This window comes from Streptomyces sp. NPDC046727, from assembly GCF_040645635.1.
Taxonomy (GTDB): domain Bacteria; phylum Actinomycetota; class Actinomycetes; order Streptomycetales; family Streptomycetaceae; genus Streptomyces.
The window spans coordinates 245,921-263,221 of the sequence record NZ_JBEYYR010000005.1 but is presented as its reverse complement, the minus strand read 5'-3'; the positions used below and the strand labels follow the sequence as shown (position 1 = coordinate 263,221).

General features: G+C 70.0%; 12 protein-coding genes and 4 pseudogenes. 11 read left to right on the top strand and 5 right to left on the bottom strand.

Translation table 11 applies throughout. The annotated features are described in order from the left end of the window. The first annotated feature begins 141 nt into the window (after positions 1-141). Together ABZ937_RS08625 and ABZ937_RS08620 are read left to right on the top strand one after the other, a co-directional pair. Complete coding sequence (locus tag ABZ937_RS08625) at positions 142-780, top strand: hypothetical protein (protein WP_361687592.1); 639 nt, start codon at positions 142-144, stop codon at positions 778-780. 213 nt (positions 781-993) lie between these two features. Then, positions 994-1,158 carry a hypothetical protein gene (locus tag ABZ937_RS08620; protein WP_361687589.1) on the top strand — a complete coding sequence of 55 codons (165 nt, stop codon included), beginning with the start codon at positions 994-996 and terminating at the stop codon, positions 1,156-1,158. A 184-nt stretch (positions 1,159-1,342) separates the two neighbouring features. On the opposite strand, the gene ABZ937_RS08615 is transcribed toward ABZ937_RS08620, so the two are convergent. The 3 genes and pseudogenes from ABZ937_RS08615 to dacB all read right to left on the bottom strand — a co-directional run bounded on the left by ABZ937_RS08615 (position 1,343) and on the right by dacB (position 4,104). Beyond that, positions 1,343-2,143: a phosphotransferase gene (locus ABZ937_RS08615; protein ID WP_361687586.1), complete on the bottom strand. Its 801-nt coding sequence runs from the start codon at positions 2,141-2,143 to the stop codon at positions 1,343-1,345. Positions 2,144-2,164: 21 nt separating this feature from the next. Continuing rightward, positions 2,165-2,581, bottom strand: a pseudogene (locus ABZ937_RS08610) (IS5 family transposase); the annotation flags it as partial. Between the two features lie 194 nt (positions 2,582-2,775). After that, positions 2,776-4,104: a D-alanyl-D-alanine carboxypeptidase/D-alanyl-D-alanine-endopeptidase gene (gene dacB / locus ABZ937_RS08605; RefSeq protein ID WP_361687583.1), complete on the bottom strand. Its 1,329-nt coding sequence runs from the start codon at positions 4,102-4,104 to the stop codon at positions 2,776-2,778. Positions 4,105-4,626: 522 nt separating this feature from the next. Here dacB and ABZ937_RS08600 point away from each other — a divergent pair. The 9 genes and pseudogenes from ABZ937_RS08600 to ABZ937_RS08560 all read left to right on the top strand — a co-directional run bounded on the left by ABZ937_RS08600 (position 4,627) and on the right by ABZ937_RS08560 (position 16,059). Then, positions 4,627-5,964, top strand: coding sequence for a hydrolase (locus ABZ937_RS08600; protein WP_361687580.1), 1,338 nt, complete (start codon positions 4,627-4,629; stop codon positions 5,962-5,964). A 286-nt stretch (positions 5,965-6,250) separates the two neighbouring features. Continuing rightward, entirely contained in the window at positions 6,251-8,503 is a 2,253-nt protein-coding gene (locus tag ABZ937_RS08595) for a HAMP domain-containing protein (protein ID WP_361687576.1), read from the top strand. A gap of 15 nt (positions 8,504-8,518) precedes the next feature. Beyond that, positions 8,519-9,982: a poly-gamma-glutamate synthase PgsB gene (gene pgsB / locus ABZ937_RS08590; protein ID WP_361687573.1), complete on the top strand. Its 1,464-nt coding sequence runs from the start codon at positions 8,519-8,521 to the stop codon at positions 9,980-9,982. Beyond that, entirely contained in the window at positions 9,979-10,461 is a 483-nt protein-coding gene (locus ABZ937_RS08585; protein WP_361687570.1) for a poly-gamma-glutamate biosynthesis protein PgsC/CapC, read from the top strand. The genes pgsB and ABZ937_RS08585 overlap by 4 nt, the downstream gene beginning before the upstream one ends. Before the next feature lie 44 nt (positions 10,462-10,505). After that, positions 10,506-11,576 (top strand): NlpC/P60 family protein, encoded by a 1,071-nt coding sequence (locus ABZ937_RS08580; RefSeq protein ID WP_361687567.1) that lies wholly within the window; start codon positions 10,506-10,508, stop codon positions 11,574-11,576. A gap of 86 nt (positions 11,577-11,662) precedes the next feature. Further along, a complete protein-coding gene (locus ABZ937_RS08575; protein ID WP_361687564.1) occupies positions 11,663-13,765 on the top strand; it encodes a glycosyltransferase family 39 protein in 2,103 nt (700 codons plus the stop codon). Positions 13,766-14,093: 328 nt separating this feature from the next. Then, complete coding sequence (locus tag ABZ937_RS08570; protein WP_361687561.1) at positions 14,094-14,957, top strand: hypothetical protein; 864 nt, start codon at positions 14,094-14,096, stop codon at positions 14,955-14,957. 46 nt (positions 14,958-15,003) lie between these two features. After that, positions 15,004-15,132, top strand: a pseudogene (locus ABZ937_RS08565) (IS630 family transposase); the annotation flags it as partial. 219 nt (positions 15,133-15,351) lie between these two features. Then, positions 15,352-16,059: a hypothetical protein gene (locus tag ABZ937_RS08560; protein WP_361687558.1), complete on the top strand. Its 708-nt coding sequence runs from the start codon at positions 15,352-15,354 to the stop codon at positions 16,057-16,059. A gap of 60 nt (positions 16,060-16,119) precedes the next feature. Here ABZ937_RS08560 and ABZ937_RS08555 read toward each other — a convergent pair. Then, positions 16,120-16,523: pseudogene (locus ABZ937_RS08555) on the bottom strand (transposase); the annotation flags it as partial. Positions 16,524-16,916: 393 nt separating this feature from the next. Beyond that, positions 16,917-17,129: pseudogene (locus ABZ937_RS08550) on the bottom strand (class I SAM-dependent methyltransferase); the annotation flags it as partial. Positions 17,130-17,301: the final 172 nt, after the last annotated feature.

Below are 17,301 nucleotides of genomic sequence, written 5' to 3'. Positions count from 1 at the left end.
AGGACTGCGAGGTAGTGGTGGTTGACCGCCGCACGGACGGCTGTGCGTGCGGCAGGTCGGATTCGAGGCTGGCCGACACGATGGTCCGATCCAATGTGTGACCGCGAGCCATCTGACCCCTTGTCACAAGAGGGATGAGCCATGTCCGCCTACGGTCACGACTACCGCGCGCGTCATCGGCGCCGGGTCCGCTGGCATCACCGCGGTGAAGGTGCTCGCCGAGCCAGGCATCAGAGTCGGCTGCGCCGAGCTGTCCGGCAAGCTCGGCGGCAACTGGGTCTGGGGCAACAGCAACGGGTGTCGGCCGCGTGCAAGTCGCTACACATCGACACGCCCCTGGAGCGCATGGAATTCAGCGACATTCTCAATACCGTCGCAGTGCCCGACTTCGCACGGCGCGACCCGATTGCCGCGTACGTGCGATACATCGCATCCGGGGACCGCATCCGCTTTCGCACCGGTGTTAAGCATGTACAGCCCGGGACGCCCAGGGTCGGCGCGATCAGCACCGACCTGGTTGCCATCGAGGCCCGTAAGGCCCTGAAGAGCGCAGCGGCCGAGCCGGAGGACGACCCGGCCGACGAGCCGCTCGACCATGGCGACGGTGGTGGTCAGGGCGCCGCCGACGACGGCGCGAAGGTGACCTCCCTGCATACCGAGCGGCTGCCTGCCGACCTGCGGCCCGGGCTGCCGGACACGAGCAAGTACGACCGGCTGCTCAAGCCGGTTGCCACCACGACGAGTACGGCGGCGACGCCGAAGAAGAGCACCAGCGCATGAATCCCACCGCCACCGCCGAGCAGCACGCGGTCGAAGTCCCGGCCACCAGGAGACCGCTGCCCGGCGACCCGGAGGACGCCGCGATCGACGAACTCTGCCGGGGCCTCAGGTTGCCGGCCCTGCACGAGCCGTTCATCGAGGTGGCCACCATCGCCCGCCGCGAGCAAGTGACCTACGAGCAGTTCCTGCTGGACCTGTTGCAGCTCGAACGCGATGACCGGGAACTTCGCCGCCAGCAGCCTGATCAGGGCCGCACGGTTTCCCCGCCCCAAGCGGCTGGAGGACTTCCGGTTCGAGAAGAACCCCTACGCCTCACCCGAGATCATCGGCGAGCTGAAGAGCCCGGCCCGGTCCAGGAGGGCCGTCCTCCGGTCCTGATCGGCGACAGCGGCACGGGGCAAGAGCCACCTGCTGATCGGGATCGGCGCGGCCATCGCCGACCGGATCGCCTTCCGCTGCACACTGATCCGGACCGGCACCGACTCCTACCAGTTCCAGGCCACCGAGGAGGAACGCGGCACCAAGAACGCCCCGTGACTTTGTCCTCGAACGTCCGGTCCGATCAGTTCAGCAGGGCAGCCGTGAACGTCTCGCGGTGGTCCACCAGCCATGTCTGCATACGGTCCCAGCGTTCCCATCCACCACGCTCGGCCAACGCCTGGAGATAGACGGGATCACCGTCGGCCACGCGGCGGGCGACGAAGGCCCGGCAAACCTCCGTGGCCTGCTCGATGACGCCGGGCAACTCGACGCGGTCCCCCGCCGAGAGGCCGTAGCTGTCGGCAAGAATCCGCAGCCGTGCGGGTGCATCCAGCCCGGAGGGGTGGAGAGCGGCCGCGGATCCGGGATCCAGCATGGGCACCCAATAGCGGGCGGTCATGGCGATGTCCCAGAGGGGACGGCCCGGGGCCGCCAAGTCGAAATCGATCAGGGCAGCGGCACGACCGTCGCGGAAGACGACGTTGTCCGGGCACACATCGTTGTGGCACAACATCGTTCCCCCCTCCGGGTCGGCCAGGTCCCGGGGCCACTCGGCACGGGTGTCGACCGCGACGGCCGCGCTGGTGTCATGCAGACGCCGCAGCAGGCTCCCCACCGATTCGAGGGCAGAACTCGTCATCGCCCAGTCCGGGAACGGCGGCAGAGGCACGTCGCCGGGGATGAAGGTCAGCTGCTCGCGGCCATCCGCGGTGAGACCGACAGGAGCCGGCGCCGCGTCGAAGCCGTGCTCCTTCAGCGCAAGGAGATAGGTATGCAGAGCGCGCGCGTTGCGCGGCGCCGGGCGCTCAACCAACGCACCCCGGCGGAAGACCGCCCCCGCGTTCGCCATCCCGCCGACCAGCGCCTCGCCCTCAGCCGTCATGACGATCACGCTACCGCCAGATCAACTCCGCGCGAGGCGGTCCGCTAACAACGGCTGACATAATGAGCTGAGTTGTCGGTGGGTGATCAGGCAGCAGGCGAGTTTGAGGAACGTTTCGTGGGATGTCGGCCAGGCGTTCCCAGCGGATCCGTAGGCGCCGGAAGCCGTGCAGCCAGGCGAAGCTTCTTTCGATCACCCAGCGGTAGGTGCCCAGGCCGGTGCCATGTCGTGTCCCGCGGCGGGCGATGGCGGGCATGATGCCGCGTTTGCGGCCTGGTCGCGGTAGATGTCGTGGTCGTAGCCGCGGTCGGCGAAGAGCGAGTCGGGTCTGCGACGCGGACGGCCGATGCGGCCACGGACCGGCCGGATCGCGTCGAGCAGGGGCAGGAGCTGGGTGACGTCGTTGCGGTTGCCGCCGGTCAGCAGGACGGCAAGCGGGGCGCCGTGTCCAGTCCCGCAAGCGGCGCCAGCAGGTCATGCCCGAGCCGAACGCTCAACTCCCGCCCGAGACACGGCAACCAGCGGCGATCCACCTCATTGTGTCAGCCGTTGTCATTGAGGTGGGCATCTCCGAAAGCCCTGACGGTGCCGAATACATCACGACAGATTTCGCAGGGTGAGATACCAGTGCCCTACGCCCAGCAGCCGTTGACCGTGGCGGCCAGGCCGTCGAGGGCGTCCTTGGTGGCGGCCGGAGCGGCTGTGGAGCCGTTTTCTATGAAGGAGAAGACCTTCCAGCGGCCGTCCTTGGCCTTCGTCAGTCCGCTGAGGCCGAGGGCGCCGGTGAGGGTGCCGGTCTTGGCCTTGACCTTGCCGACGGCGCACTGGGAATGAGCGGTGTCGAAGCGGCCCCACTCGGGTCCGAGGGTGCTGCCCGCCTCACCTGCCACGGGCAGTCCGTCCACGAGGTATCTCAGGGTGGTGCTGTGGCGCGGGTCGGCGGCGACGTCGAGGATGTCGGCGAGGGTCCGCGCCGGGATGCGGTTGGCGCGGGAGAGGCCGCTGCCGTCGTGGATCACGAAGTGGTCCAGGGAGACGCCGTAGTGGGTGAGCACCGCGCGTACGGCCGCCGTGCCGCCCTCGAAGGTGGCCGGATGGCCGGAGGCGAGTGCGGTCATCCTCAGCAGTGTCTCGGCGACGTCGTTGTCACTCACCTTGAGCATGTGCTTCACGATGACGGACAGCGGGTCGGACCGGTGCCGGGCCACGGGAACGTCTCCGGTGCCGGCGGCGCCGCGGGTGACCTGTCCGGTGACGGTGACGCCCTGGTCCGTGAGTGACTGCGCGAAGGATCGTCCGGCGTCCAGGGCGGTGTCCGTGACCTTGTGGCCGTCCACCACCAGGGCCCGCACCGGGGCAACGGTGTCCGGGTAGTAGCCGGTGTTCCAGCCCGTGGCGAGCGTGGGCTTGGGGAAGAGGCTGTCGTCGACCCGGACCTTCACCGAGGTGAGACCCGCGTTGCGCAGCCCCGCGGCCGCCGTCTTGGCGAGCGCGGCGAGGTCGGCGGTGGTCAGTGTGCGGTCCCCTCCCCCGACCAGGGTGAGGGTGCCGCCACCGTAGACGACCTGCGTGGTGAACCGGTGGCCGGGGCCGAGGACCGTCAACGCGGCGGCGGCTGTGCCGAGTTTGGTGTTGGAGGCGGGCATCAGAGCGGTGGTCGCGTGATGACCCCAGACGGTTTTGCCGGACCCGGCGTCTATGACGACACCGCTGAGCGTGTTGCCCAGCCGAGTGTCCTGAGCGCGTCCGTTGAGGTTCTTCGCGATCTTCTGCTCGGCGGAATCGAGTGCGGCGACCTTGGCCACGGGCTTGTCCGCGGCGAACGCCGACGGGGCGGCCAGGATCGACCCGGCGACGGGGGCGGTCAGCGCGACGAGGGTCGCTCGGCGGAGCGACGGACTGGGAGTTCTGGTCTTGCGGTGCCGTCCACGCGCGTTGGCCACGGAGGGGGATCTGAGCATGCGAGAACCTCGGTGCGCTGTACGGGGACGGGATGTCTGCTGTGGATCTTGGAGACGAGACTAACGACGAGGTTTTAGCTCGGGATGGCTGTTCGGTAAAAAGATCACCAGGTGGCCTCGGGGGCCACAGCCGAGAGTGTCCTCGCTCCCCTGCCGGGAACGAGGACACTTTCGTTCGGGTGATTGCACGTCCACGAAGTCGCCGGCTGCCGTGACGGCCGGGTGGTGGAGGTGTCTGCGAAGCCTGCCAGTCCGGCGACGGCCGTGAGTACGGCAAAGGCAGCGCGCTTGCGCATGTACCTCCGCACGGTGCCACTCTGATCCCCCGGTTACATCGAAATGGCTCAGGCACAGTCGTCACAGACTGTCCGCAGTGTCCGGCGCGCCTGTCTGCTCAAACGTCACCCGGACGTCGGCGGCCGTGACGGTGTCCGGGGCGCGCGAGTTCGCCGGTCGCTGTGGCGGTACCGTATGCGGCAGTCGATCGCGCGTTCTACGATCGCCGACCAACAAGGGGGTTTCATGGAACAACGCCGCCCGCGCCATCTTCGTAGAGAGATCGCCAGGACGATCGGCTCGGCGGGTGTGCTGGCTCTCGCTCTGGGTGTGGGGACGTCACCGGCGACGGCCGCCGGGAAGACGTCCGACAGGCCTGCGGCCGCCTCGGCCGGCCAGCCCGACGCGAAGGCACCCTGGGCGCCTGAGAACGACGAACTGCCGCTGCACCACAAGCCCGTACACCCTGAGGCGCTCACGTCCGCCCGCACGGCCGGGTCCGGTCTCCAGCTCACCATGCCTGCGCCGACCGGGCCGAACAGCGTGGGCATGGTCGGTCTGCACCTCGTCGACTCGTCCCGTACGGATCCTTACGTGGGTGGCAAGCGCGAGCTGATGGTGTCGCTCTTCTACCCGGCCACCGCCACGTCCGGGCACTACCAGGCGCCGTGGATGCCGTCGATCTCCGGCGCCCACTTCCTCGGCACGCGCGGGCTGTCGCCGCAGCAGGTGACCCTGCCGAAGACCGCGGGCCATGTCCTCGCCCCGGTGAAGACCTCACTCGGCAAGCTGCCCGTCCTGCTGTACTCGACCGGGCTGCACTCGGACCGTGCGATGGGCACCGCGCTCGCCCAGGACCTCGCCAGCCGCGGCTACCTCGTCGTCATCGTGGACCACACCCACGACGCCAACGAGGTGCAGTTCCCCGCCAACCGGCTCGAGCTCAACAGGATGCCGTCGGGCGCCCACTCCTCCGACACGCTCAAGGTGCGTGCGGCCGACATCAAGTTCGTCATCAACGGGCTCGGCAAGATCGCCAGTGGCGGCAACCCGGACGCCGGCAAGGCGACGCTTCCCTCCGGGCTGTCGAAGTCGGTGGACACCTCCCGTATCGGGATGTTCGGCTGGTCGCTGGGCGGCGCGGCGGTGGACACCGCCATGCAGCTCGACAAGCGGATCAAAGCCGGTGCCAACCTGGACGGCCAGTTCTTCGGGACGGCGCCGAGCAAGGACCTGGACCGCCCCTTCATGCTCTTCAGCTCCGGCTACCACAACCGCAACAACGACTCGTCGTGGCGCACGCTGTGGTCGCATCTGAAGGGGTACAAGGTCGACATCAAGCTGAAGGGCTCGGCACACCTGTCGTTCAGCGACAACGAGTGGTTGGTGCCGCAGTGGGCGCGCCTGCTCGGGATCTCCCAGGACCAGATCCAGAAGCAGTACGGCACGATCGCCCCGGACCGGGCGGTGCAGGTCCAGCGCGTCTATCTCGCCGCCTTCTTCGACCAGGAGCTGCGTCACAAGCACAGCACCCTGCTCGACGGGCCTGCCGGCAAGTACCCGGAAATCTCTTTCGTCCCCTGACGGGACAGCTGACCGGACCCCCGAAGGGCCGGCCCGTTCGCGGGTCCGCCCTTCGGCCGTGGGGGTCCCGCATGTGTCGGCGCCGCGCAGAGTTCCGCTGTCACGTACGCCACACGGAACGAGTATGTGATGGTTTTGCGAGCGCCGGGGGCTAAGATGATTGTCTTGTCGAACATTTGGGCGCTCGGCGCCAGTTGAGGAAGGATCCGCTCCCCTGTCCTCCGCATCCCGGGCGCCGCGCCGGCACCGCACTCGCCGCCGCGCCGATATGCCGATGCTTGGCGGGGTGCGCCCGCCGATAGCCTCACTCGTCGTACTCCTGCTGGTGGTCGCCGCCCTGACCGTGATCGGCCTCGACGGCGTCCACACCACGGGCATCCCGCAGGCCGTGCTGAACGGCGAGCAGCAGATCGCCGCGGACACCGCGGTGTCGATGCGCACCGCGATCGAAGCCGAGGCGGGCACGGTACGGCGTAAGGCCCACGCGTACCCGGCGACGAGCACATCGACCCCCACGACCGCGCTCAAAGCGCTGACCTCTGCCAGGAAGGCGTTCCTCGGCCGTGCGCTGCTCGACGCGCGCACCGGCAAACTGCTGGCGACCGGCGGCAGGACCGTGCCACTGGCCGGGGTGGACGTCGCCAGGACGGCATCCGGGCACGGGGAGATCCCGCCCCGGCTGGTGACGTCGAGTGGCACGCGGGAAATGCTGTACTTCGCCAGGGTCACGCTGCCCGCGCAGCAGGACGACCCCGACCAGGACCAGTACCAGGCGCAGAGCGGGCCCGAGCGGCAGTGGCTGCTGGTGGTCTCCGAGGCGCTCCCCACCCTCGCGGCGTACGGCGACGGACGCACCGCGGAAGCGCTGGACGCGAGCGGCACGGTGCTCGCCACCGCAGTCCGTGGCAAGGCCTCGCCGGCCGCCGCCCACAGCGGTCTGTCCGCGGCGGCGACCCGCGCGGCGAACAGGTCGGGCAGTGACGCCGACGCCTCGGGAAGCCTGCTGGGCGCCGCCACCGGCAGCCGGCGCACCGTGGCCGGCTGGGCCCAGGTCGCCTCGACGACCGGTCCGGGCGTAACCGACGACCTCGGCCTGGTGGTGCTCACCTCCCGCACGGTGCCCGTCACGACCACCGCCGCCGACTACTCGCGTTTCGCGCTCGAGGCAGCCGGGGCCCTGGCCGTGGTCGCGCTGCTGCTCGGGCTGGCGCTGTACTTCTTCGTGCAGCAGCCACTGCTGCGGCTGTATCTGTCCGCCGGCCGCCTGGCCCGGGGCGCGACCGGGGGCAGGCCGACCGCGTTGGAGGAGTTGTCCAGGCCGGTTCCGGTGCACGGCTTCGGGGAGTTGGCCCGGATCGGGCGGGCACTGGACTCACTGCGCGGGCAACTGCTCGGCGAGAGCGGCCCCCAGGAGTTCCCGGCCCGGCGCGGGCCGGGCTACCGGGCGCTGGCCATGGTCTGCCTGGTGGTCGTGGCCTGCTGGGCGGTTCCGATGATCTTCATGCTGAACCGGGCGGACATCGCGACCGCGGTTCCGGCTCCGGTCCTCGCCGACCAGCAGGCGCGCACCGAGATCGCGACGCATCGGATCCGGCAGTCCCTCGACCAGTCGTACACCGACCTGAGCGACGCGGCCGCGAGTCTGGCGGGCAGGAGCCGGGACGCCCAGACCGAGGTGCTGCGGCAGTCGCTCGCGGACCACAAGCAGTACCGCTCGCTGTATCTCCTGGACCGCTCGGGGGGCATCACGCTGAGGGTGGGCGGCACACCGCTGCGGACCCTCGTCCACGTGCCCCGCGGCGGCGGGATCACCACCGTCAACACCTCGGGCCGGATCCCGGCGATCGCCGCCTACGCCCAGGTCCGGGCCGTCAAGGGCAAGGCCCCGGCGGCCGGGGTGGTGCTGTTCGGCGAGATCGACGTGAAGGCGCTCAACTCCATTCTGCCCAGGCCGAAGCTGGGCAGCGTCTGGGTGACGGACGGCCATGACAGGGTGCTGGCGGCGAGCGTGGGCTACCGCGCCTTCCAGTCGCTGCCCGACTCCGGCCTGACCCGTCTCGTCCGCACCACCCAGGGCGCCCCGGGCACCACGGGCACCGCCGCGTCGGCGGTGCACGGCACCTCCTCCGGACCATCGGTCGACGCCGCCGCGCCGCTCGCGCAGAGCGGCCCGACGGCCCACCTCGGCTGGCACGTGGTGACCGCGGAGCCCGCGGCTGCGCTCCAGATCCCCGCCGTGCAGGCCGAGCAGCGCACCATGCTCGCCGGCATCCTGGGCCTCGCCGTGGGCGCGGCCTGCCTGGGCTGGCTGCACGTCGTGGTGATCCGGCCGCTGCGCGCGGTGGCCGTGCTCGTCGAGCGGCTCGCGGGCGGTGACCGCCGCACCGTGCTGCATCCGGTCAACCACGACGAGATCGGCTCGGTCACCCGCGGCCTGGAGCTGGTGCGCCAGACCCTGGCGGAACACGACCGGGCGGCCAGGTCCGGCCACGCCGCCGGGCCGCCGCGGTCCCTGCGTGAGAACACCCTCCAGCGGTAGAAGGACGGAATCGGCGTGCTCTTCCTCTATGTCATCGTCCTGCTGTGCTGCGCCGGACTGTGGATCGCCGGAGCCCTGGAACAGCGGCGGCACTTCGACTCGCTGGAACAGATACCCACGCGGGTGCTGGTCAACGGCATCCGCGGCAAGAGTTCGATCACCCGGCTGTGCGCGGGCGCGCTGCGTGGTGGCGGCCTGGTCACGGTGGCCAAGACCACCGGCACCGCGGCCCGGTTCATCCATCCGGATGCCACCGAGGAGCCGATCTACCGCAAGTTCAACATCTCCAACATCGTCGAGCAGATCGGCATCGTACGGCGGGCGGCGACCTACCGGCCGGACGCGCTGGTGATCGAGTGCATGGCGGTGATGCCCGCGCTTCAGGAGATCAACCAGGAGAAGCTGATCCGTTCCACGATCGGCGTGCTCTGCAACGTCCGCGAGGACCATCTGGAGGAGATGGGGCCGACCCTTGACGACGTCGCCCGCTCGCTCTCCCGCTCGATGCCGGTGGGCGGGGTGTGCGTGACGGCGGAGAAGGACCGGCTGCACATCCTCCAGGAGGAGGCCGACAAGCGGAACTGCTGGCTGATCGCGGTAGATCCTGAGTCGGTGACCGACGCCGAACTACGCGGCTTCAGCTGGTTCACCTTCAAGGAGAACGTGGCGATCGCGCTCGCCGTCGCCGAGCTGCTCGGCATCGAGCGGCAGACCGCGATGCAGGGCATGTGGGACGCGCCGCCCGACCCGGGCGTGCTGTCCGTGGAGCGCTATATCACCCCCGAGGGCAAGCGGCTGCGGTTCGCCAACGTCTTCGCGGCCAACGATCCCGAGTCGACGCTGATGAACGTCAAGCAGCTGGAGGATCTGGGCGCGATCAAACGGCCGATCGGCGTGGTCATCAACTGCCGCCCGGACCGGGTGGAGCGCAACGGCCAGATGGGCACGATCGTCCCCGACCTCGCCGCCGAGACGGTGTTCCTGATCGGCCACCCGACCAGGAGCGCCGCCGATGCGATACCGGCCGGCTTCACCGGGCGGGTGGTGGATCTCGGCGGCGACCGCCGGGACCCCGAGGAGCTGACCGCGGCGATCCTCGCGGAACTCGGCCCGGACTCCTCGCTGGTGGCGATCGGCAACATCCACGGCCAGGGCGAGCTCTTCCTGGAATGCCTGGCCGAGCTGCCGCTGGACGACTCCGAGGACCCCTTCGACGCCGTTCCCCACGGCGACGGCCTGGACCAGGAGACCATGCAGATCGCCCTGCCCCGGCCGCGGGTCTCGGTGGCCCGGCCGCCCGAGCCGGAGCCGTACAGCTGGGTGGCACCGCTGGAGACACCGACGTACGCCTTCCGCATCCCGGATCAGCGCGAGCTCGCCCGCCGGGCCGCCGCCCGCCAGGGCCGGTCCGACGACCGGAGCACCGCGGACGACCAGCACCACTCCGACGACCAGTACCAGTTCACGAGGAACCCGTGATCCCCGCCAATCTCAACGCACAGACCGCCGCGCTCGGGATCGCCCTCGGGCTGATCTTCTCGCTCGTCTGCTATCTGACCACCAACCTCTCCCCCGGGGGGATGATCACCCCCGGCTGGATCGCCCTCACGCTCGTCACCGACGTGCGGATGGCCGGGCTGATGGTCGCTGTGGCGACGGGAACGTACTTCCTGACGAAGCTGGTGCAGCGCACGGTGATTCTCTACGGCAAGCGGCTGTTCGCCGCCGTCGTGCTGTGCGCGGTGCTGATGCAGACCACCGTGATGCTCGCCCTCAGCCACGAGTTTCCGCTGCTGTACACGTCACAGACCCTTGGCTTCATCGTCCCCGGACTGATCTCCTACCAGATGGCCCGCCAGCCGCTGGCGGCCACGGTCATATCGACCACCGCGGTGACCCTGGCCACGTACGTGGTGCTGGTCACCGGTCTGCTGATCGGGGCGCTGCCGACCGGCTGACCCGCTCACCATCCGCTCACCTCACAGTTCAAGGAGGATCGCTCATGCACTCCGCACACGACGGCAGGCGAAGCGGCCCGACTCGCCGCGCCGTGTTCCGGACGATCGCGGGCGTGGCGGCCGCCGGTGCCGCGGGCGGGTTCGCCTGGGACCGCTTCGGGCAGGGCAGCGACGACTCCGGCGGTACGGCCGCCGACCCGAGCGCCCGGGCCACCGGGCCCCACACCTTCGAGCGGCTGTCCGCCCCCGACCGCACCGTGGTCCGGGCCGGCGACGGCGGCACGCTCGCCACTTTCACCGACGGCGCCCGTACGGCCGTACTCACCGGGCCCAGCCGCACCTTCAGCGAGCCGCGCACCACCGAGGCCAAGGTGACCACGGACGCCTGGGTGCGGGTACTGCCGCACGCGTGGCAGCGGGGCACGGAGAAGTCCGCCTGGTTCAAGAGCTGGTTCAAGAAGGCGCTCGTCGACAGCAGCCCGGACGTCTTCGCCGTGGCGTTCCAGTACAGCAGCGCCGGGGCACCCGACAAGCGCAACGCCAAGGGCGTGCGCTACGCGGGCACCGCGCACTTCGGCCCGCGCAACTCCGCGGTCAAGAACCCGCTGGACTTCGCCTACTACGACGAGCAGTCCGACTTCTACGACTATCTGGGCATCGACTGGACCTTCCCCGACGGCACGCGCGCGCAGCCGGAACAGGCCCGGTACGGCGATGTCGACTGCTCCGGCTTCCAGCGTCTGGTGTGGGGCTACCGCATGGGCATCCCCATGCACAACACCAACACCAAGGGCCCCGGTCTGCCGCGCCGCGCCTTCGCCATCGCCGCCTACGGTCCCGGCCACATGGTGATCCCCCACACCGGCACGAAGCAGGCCACCGACCTGGACGTCCTGCAACCCGGCGATCTGGTCTTCTTCGCCATCATCAAGGACAAGCCGGACTTCATCGACCATGTCGGCATGTACATGGGCCTCGACGACCAGGGTCGGCACCGCTTCTACTCCAGCCGCTCCGCCGCCAACGGTCCCACGCTGGGCGACCTGTCGGGCCACGCGCTGCTGGACGGCACCGACTTCTACGCCCGCGGTTTCCGGGCGGCCCGCCGCCTGTGACTCCGCCGCGTGTGATGTCGCCGCGTGTGATGTCGCCGCGTGTGCACCGCCGCCTCACCTGACCTGCTGATCCGAGGACCACTGCCATGACCGCCATCCCCGCCGCCCAGCCCACCGGAGCGCAGCGAGGCCGTCCGGCGGCGAACAGCCGCTCCGACCGGCCGGAGGACGCCCCGCGCTGGGAGCGCCCGGCACTCGCCGCGGTGCTGGCCGTCGCCACGGGGCTGTACTCCTGGGGCATCGGGCACGCCGCGCTCCACCCCTTCTACGGTGCGGCGATACGCTCGATGGCCAGCAGCTGGCGGGCGTTCTTCTTCGGCGGGCTCGACGCCGCCGGCTCGATCAGCATCGACAAGCTGCCCGGCGCCTTCTGGCCCGACGCCGTCTCCGTCTGGCTCTTCGGCCCGCACACCTGGGCGGCCGCGCTTCCGCAGGTCGTCGAGGGCGTGCTCACCGTATGGCTGTTGCACCGGATCGTACGGGCCTGGGCCGGTCCGTTCGCCGCGCTGATCGCTGCGCTGGTGCTCACCCTCACGCCGGTCACCGTGGCGCTCAACCGGGCCACCATCCCGGACACCGCGCTCACTCTGCTCCTGGTGGCGGCCGCCGGAGCGCTTCAGAAGGCGGTGCGCACCGAGCGGCTGCTACCGATGATCACCTGCGGGATCTGGGTCGGACTCGCCTTCCAGGCGAAGATGCTTCAGGCGTGGCTGGTACTGCCGGTCTTCGCCGCGGTGTACCAACTCGTCGCTCCCGGAAAGCCGTTGCACCGGGCTGTGCGCGTCCTGGTGGGCGGGGCGGTCGCGCTGGCGGTCTCCTGCTCCTGGATGCTGATCGCCTCGGCGACACCGGCCGCCAACCGCCCGTACCTCGACGGAACGTCCGACAACGATCCGTTCGCCCTGGTCTTCGGCTACAACGGCCTGAGCCGCTTCGGCAGCGATCCCACCGCGTTCGGCGCCGTCGCCGGCACCGCCGCCAGCCGCACCACCGGCAACACCGGCTGGGACATGCTGATCAACCAAACGGTCGGCCCGCAGGTCGCCTGGTTCCTGCCGCTCGCCGTGCTCGCCGCGGTCCTGGGCGTCGCCCGGCGCGCCGGGCGACCGCGAACCGACCTGCCGCGCGCGGGATTTCTGCTGTGGGGTGGCTGGCTGGCCGTGCACGCCCTGGTGTTCAGCGTCTCCAACGGCAACCACGCCTACTACACGGCCGTCATCGCCCCGGCGCTCGCCGCGCTGGCCGGCGGCGGCCTCGCGCTGTTCCGCGCGGAGTACGAGGCGAAGTACGCGCCGGAGCGGGAGGCGGAGCGCAAGCCGGAGCCGGCGACGGAGCACGAGAGGGAGCGGAAGGCGGAGCGCGAGACGGAGCTGGAGACGACGTACGCGCTGAGGCTGCCGACGACGTACGCGCCGGAGCGGGACACGACGTACACGCCGGAGCGGAAGGCGGAGCACGAGACGGAGCCGGATGCGGAGCACGAGGCCGCCGGCCGGCGGCACCTGGTGCTGCCGGCGGCGATCGCGCTGACGGCGGCGTGGGCGCTGATGCTCGACTGGCCGACCCGGTTCGTTTCCTGGCTGCTGCCGGTCGCCGTGATGCTCGCGCTGTGCGGCGTGGTCGGACTGTGGAGCCGCGGACCGCGCACCTCCCCGCGGATGGTCCATGCCGCCCTCGCCGCCGGGATCGCGGCCACCCTGGTCGTACCGGCCGGCTGGGCCGTCTCCGGCCTCGAACCGCTCTACGCGGGCGCGACCACCTCGCCGATGACCGGTCCCGTCGGCAAGTCGTACAACGAGCATCCCCATCACGCTCCGCGCAGGATAGGACTCGACCGGCCCAGCGCCCGCGACACCGCCCTGCTCGACTACCTCACCAAACACCGCCGCGGCGAGAAGTACCTGCTCGCCACCCAGGCCGCCTACACCGCCGAGCCGCTGCTGCGCGCGAAGTCCGAGCCCATCCTCGTCATGGGCGGCTTCACCGGCAACACCCCCTTCCCGAGCGCCCGGCAGCTCAGCAGCCTGGTCGCCGCCCACCAGTTGCGCTATGCGCTGCTCACCACCCGGCGCCCCACCACTCCCGCAACCACCTGGGTGAAGTCCCACTGCACCCACGTCCGGCCCACCGCCTACGGCCTCCGCACCGACGGCAGCTTCGCCCTCTACGACTGCGCCGCCCGGAGGTGAGGCGACGGCCCACCTTCTGTGCACGGTCCCGTCGGCTCCAGCGTGTGAGGCATGACAGTGATGTGCCGAGCCTGCGGGAGTCCGATCGGGAGTGGTGGCGGCCGGTCGGCGTGCCCGTGCGGGAGCTGATATCCGTGCTTCGACGGCGACGAGGTCGACTTCACGGACGGACGGCGGGTGCCGGCCGACCTGGTGGTGTTCTGCACCAGCTACAAGATCACCTTCCCGTTCTCGACCGGAGTTTCTTGACCCGTCCCAGGACAACGAGATCCGTCTGCATCGCCACGTCTTCCACACCGAGGCGCCCGGCCTGCACTTCGTCGAGCTCGTGCAGCCTCTCGGCGCGACCGTGCCGATCGCGGAACGCCAGGCCCGGCTCATTTCCGATCATCTGCCGGGCCGCTACCGGCCGCCCGGGCATGCCGCTTTGGTCCTGGGGATCGTCGCGCACCGTATGGCGATCCAAGGCGCTACGTCGCCTCCGAACGCCGCACCATCCACGTCGACTTGGATGACTACATGCGTGATCTGCGCGTTGAGCGTCGCCCGTGGTGCCCGGCGTCACCCCGCGGGCGGCACCGCTGTCGACCGTCCGGTGGTCAGCGCAGCCGCACCCCGCGCCCGCGAGGACGGCTATCCTCAAGCCGATCAACCGTGTTCCATGAGCAGGAGGTTGAAGGTCCTGATGACAGTGTCGTCTCGTGACTCGATGCTGGAGCTGTTGTCGGCATACGGTCCGGATCCGGACCACGCGGAGGCGATGATGCTCTACGGCCGGCTGGTCGGAACGTGGAACATCAGCAACCGGTACCGGTTTGGGGATGGTCAGTGGCGGACAGCGGCGGGCGAGTGGCGTTTCGGCTGGGCACTGGGCGGGCGGGTGGTGCAGGATGTGCTCTTCTGCCCGGAGTTCCACGACCGGTACCCCGGCACCACCATCCGCATGTACGACGTCACGACCGGGCTGTGGCAGATCACGTGGATCTCACCGAAGCTTCCCTCGTACTTCTCCCAGGTCGGTCGGCCTGACGGTGCCGGCGGGATGATCCAGGAGGGCACCGACTCCCAGGGCACACGCTCGCGGTGGACGTTCACCGACGTCACGCCGACGTCGTTCCACTGGCAGGGGTTCAGCGCCGCCCCCGATGGGGAGTTCGAGTTGTTCCAGGAGATGCACGCGACTCGCCGATAGTGCGGCATCGGCCGCGCATGTGGCGTGGTCTCGGCAGGCTGCCCTGGTGGCAGAGCGAGTAAGCGTTCGTGAGATCGATGCCGACGAGGGGCTGCGCATGCCGCGGCCCATTCCCAGAGGCACCGGGTCGGTGGTGCCCTGGCGGTGGGCCGAGAGGGTGCTGATGTCCGCGAGGCGGGGCGAGTTGGGCCGTAGTGATGTGGGCGGCTGCGGTGTTGCTGTCCACGATCACCACCTGCCCTGAGGGGGTCCTGGGGCCGCTTCACCGGCCAACCTCCCGACATATTCGCGGATTTCAGCCTGAGCTGCCTGTACCGCGTGAAGGACCGTGGGCACCTCGGCCAAGCTTATTGGCCCTTGAGCGGTGGGGAGCGCCGCGTGCGAGGATGCTGCCGTGCTGGATGAGATCGACGCGGTGGACTGGGGTTCCATACCGGGCCATCCCGACTGGTACGAACCGGGACGTGCCGCCTGCGGTCTGAGTACCCTGGCCGAGGCAACGAACCTGGTACAGGCCGCGGAGTCCGGCTCGCGGCTTGCCGGCGGTGGAATTGTTCATGGTCACAGTGCCGCTGTCTTCCCAGCGGCTGTGGTTGCGACCCCGCTGCTTCTGGACATCGCGCAGCAGGGTCATCCTGCGGCGAGGGACACCGCGTTGGGACTGCTTGCTGAGGCTCTGTCGTGCTATCCGCATGCCGGGTACACGCGGGTGATGGCTCCTGACGGCACCGCGGTTCCCATCTGTTGTGCCATCGCCCACCATCTGCGGGCCCGCACCGATTTCCTCGTCGGGCTGGGCAAGAGGGCCAAGTCATTGCTGGCTGTCGCGGCCGAGCACTGGCGCTTCGAGATCCGCGAGTGTATCGCCGACAGCGGCGGCACAGCAGCCTTCGGCATCTTGGCCGGCTGTCTCCCCGACGGCGTGCATGCAGCGGAAATGCATCTTGCGGGTGCCATTACCGTGCTGAGCGAACTCACCCTCGAATACCCGCCCGTGGAGGACTCTCTCGAAGCATGCCTGCGGGTGTTCGCCCGGCATCCGGGCGAACTGCCACCAGGTGCCATGCTGCTTCCGGCGGAGTGCGGGGAGCGCGTGCACTGACCGGCTCCAGTGCTTCCAGGAAGTTCTGGTGCACGGACTGGCTGCCGTCAGCGACACAGCAAGACGCCTCCAGCAGATCAGGGCGCATCTGAGGGTGAGGAAGGCTTCGTGAATGTCGTCGCGGATCTCCCCGCGGATCCGCGGTCGGCGGGACCAGTGCGGGTGGGCGGACACACGTGACCCAGCGTGGGGTGCCCGGGCCGGAGCCGTGCTCTGTGCCGTAGCGGGCGATCAGCTGCTTCACGCCGAGGTCCCAGACCGGGCGGCGGTACTTGTCGTGGTCGTAGCCCTGGTCGTGCCACGACCACGTCTGGTCGGCAGCGGGGCCGGCCGCGCTCGCCCCGCACCGGCGGCATGGCCTGGAGCAGTGGGATCAGCAGGGTGACGTCGTTGCGGTTGCCGCCGGTGCGGGCGGCGGCGAGCGGGATGCCGGTGGCGTCGGTGATCAGGTGGTGCTTGCTGCCCGTCCCGACGTGATGCTTCACAGCCGCCGGACGCGCAGCACGCCGGTCAGCATCGGGAGAGTGAACTCGCCGTGGGCGGTCTCCGGTCTGCTGGCGAGGAAGGCGCGGATCCGGCTCAGCGTCACTTGTTGTTCCTGTTCTGGCATGACCAGCAGCCCCGCGCGCGGGCCTGCTCTGGCGGCGGGCGGGCACGCCAGTCTTGGGAAGGTGCATGTCGGCTGTCTTGGCTTGCCAGCCGGCGGGCGAGTCGCGCGGGCCGATGGCGGCGCTCCCGCTGACCCGCGCGAGCCCGGCAACCCACTCGGCCTGGTCGTCCATGAGGTTCCACAGGCCGGCCAGGATGCCGCTGGGCGCGAGGATCCCGGCGGTCTCGGGCACCGCGACGGCCATGGCGAACCAATGCATGGCGTTGCCGGCCAGCATGGCATCGACAGAAGCGTCCGGCAACGGTATCGCCTCGGCACTGCCCGACAGGGCACGGACATCCGGCAGTGAGCGGCGCAGCTCAGTCAGCATCCCCGGGTCGGGCTCGACTGCGACGACTTCGGCACCCAGTGCGACCAGCGTGGCGGTCAACTTGCCGGTTCCGGCGCCGAGGGCGAGCACGCGCGGACCGGACGCGGGTTCAAGCGCCCAGCGCACCGCGGCTTGCGCGTAGTCCGGACGGTGTTCGGCGTACGCGTCCGCCACCGCGCCGAACGACGAGGCCTGGAGTAGCCGTTCATCCTGATCCACACGGTGACGCTGAAGGGTGTTGCAGGCCGCCGGCTACCCCGCC

Bases quoted from the DNA above. Each gene is read 5' to 3' on its own strand.
- ABZ937_RS08600 (WP_361687580.1), top strand. From the start codon at position 4,627: ATGGAACAACGCCGCCCGCGCCATCTTCGTAGAGAGATCGCCAGGACG.
- ABZ937_RS08615 (WP_361687586.1), bottom strand. From the start codon at position 2,143: ATGACGGCTGAGGGCGAGGCGCTGGTCGGCGGGATGGCGAACGCGGGG.
- ABZ937_RS08625 (WP_361687592.1), top strand. From the start codon at position 142: ATGTCCGCCTACGGTCACGACTACCGCGCGCGTCATCGGCGCCGGGTC.
- dacB (WP_361687583.1), bottom strand. From the start codon at position 4,104: ATGCTCAGATCCCCCTCCGTGGCCAACGCGCGTGGACGGCACCGCAAG.
- ABZ937_RS08575 (WP_361687564.1), top strand. From the start codon at position 11,663: ATGACCGCCATCCCCGCCGCCCAGCCCACCGGAGCGCAGCGAGGCCGT.
- ABZ937_RS08620 (WP_361687589.1), top strand. From the start codon at position 994: ATGACCGGGAACTTCGCCGCCAGCAGCCTGATCAGGGCCGCACGGTTT.
- ABZ937_RS08580 (WP_361687567.1), top strand. From the start codon at position 10,506: ATGCACTCCGCACACGACGGCAGGCGAAGCGGCCCGACTCGCCGCGCC.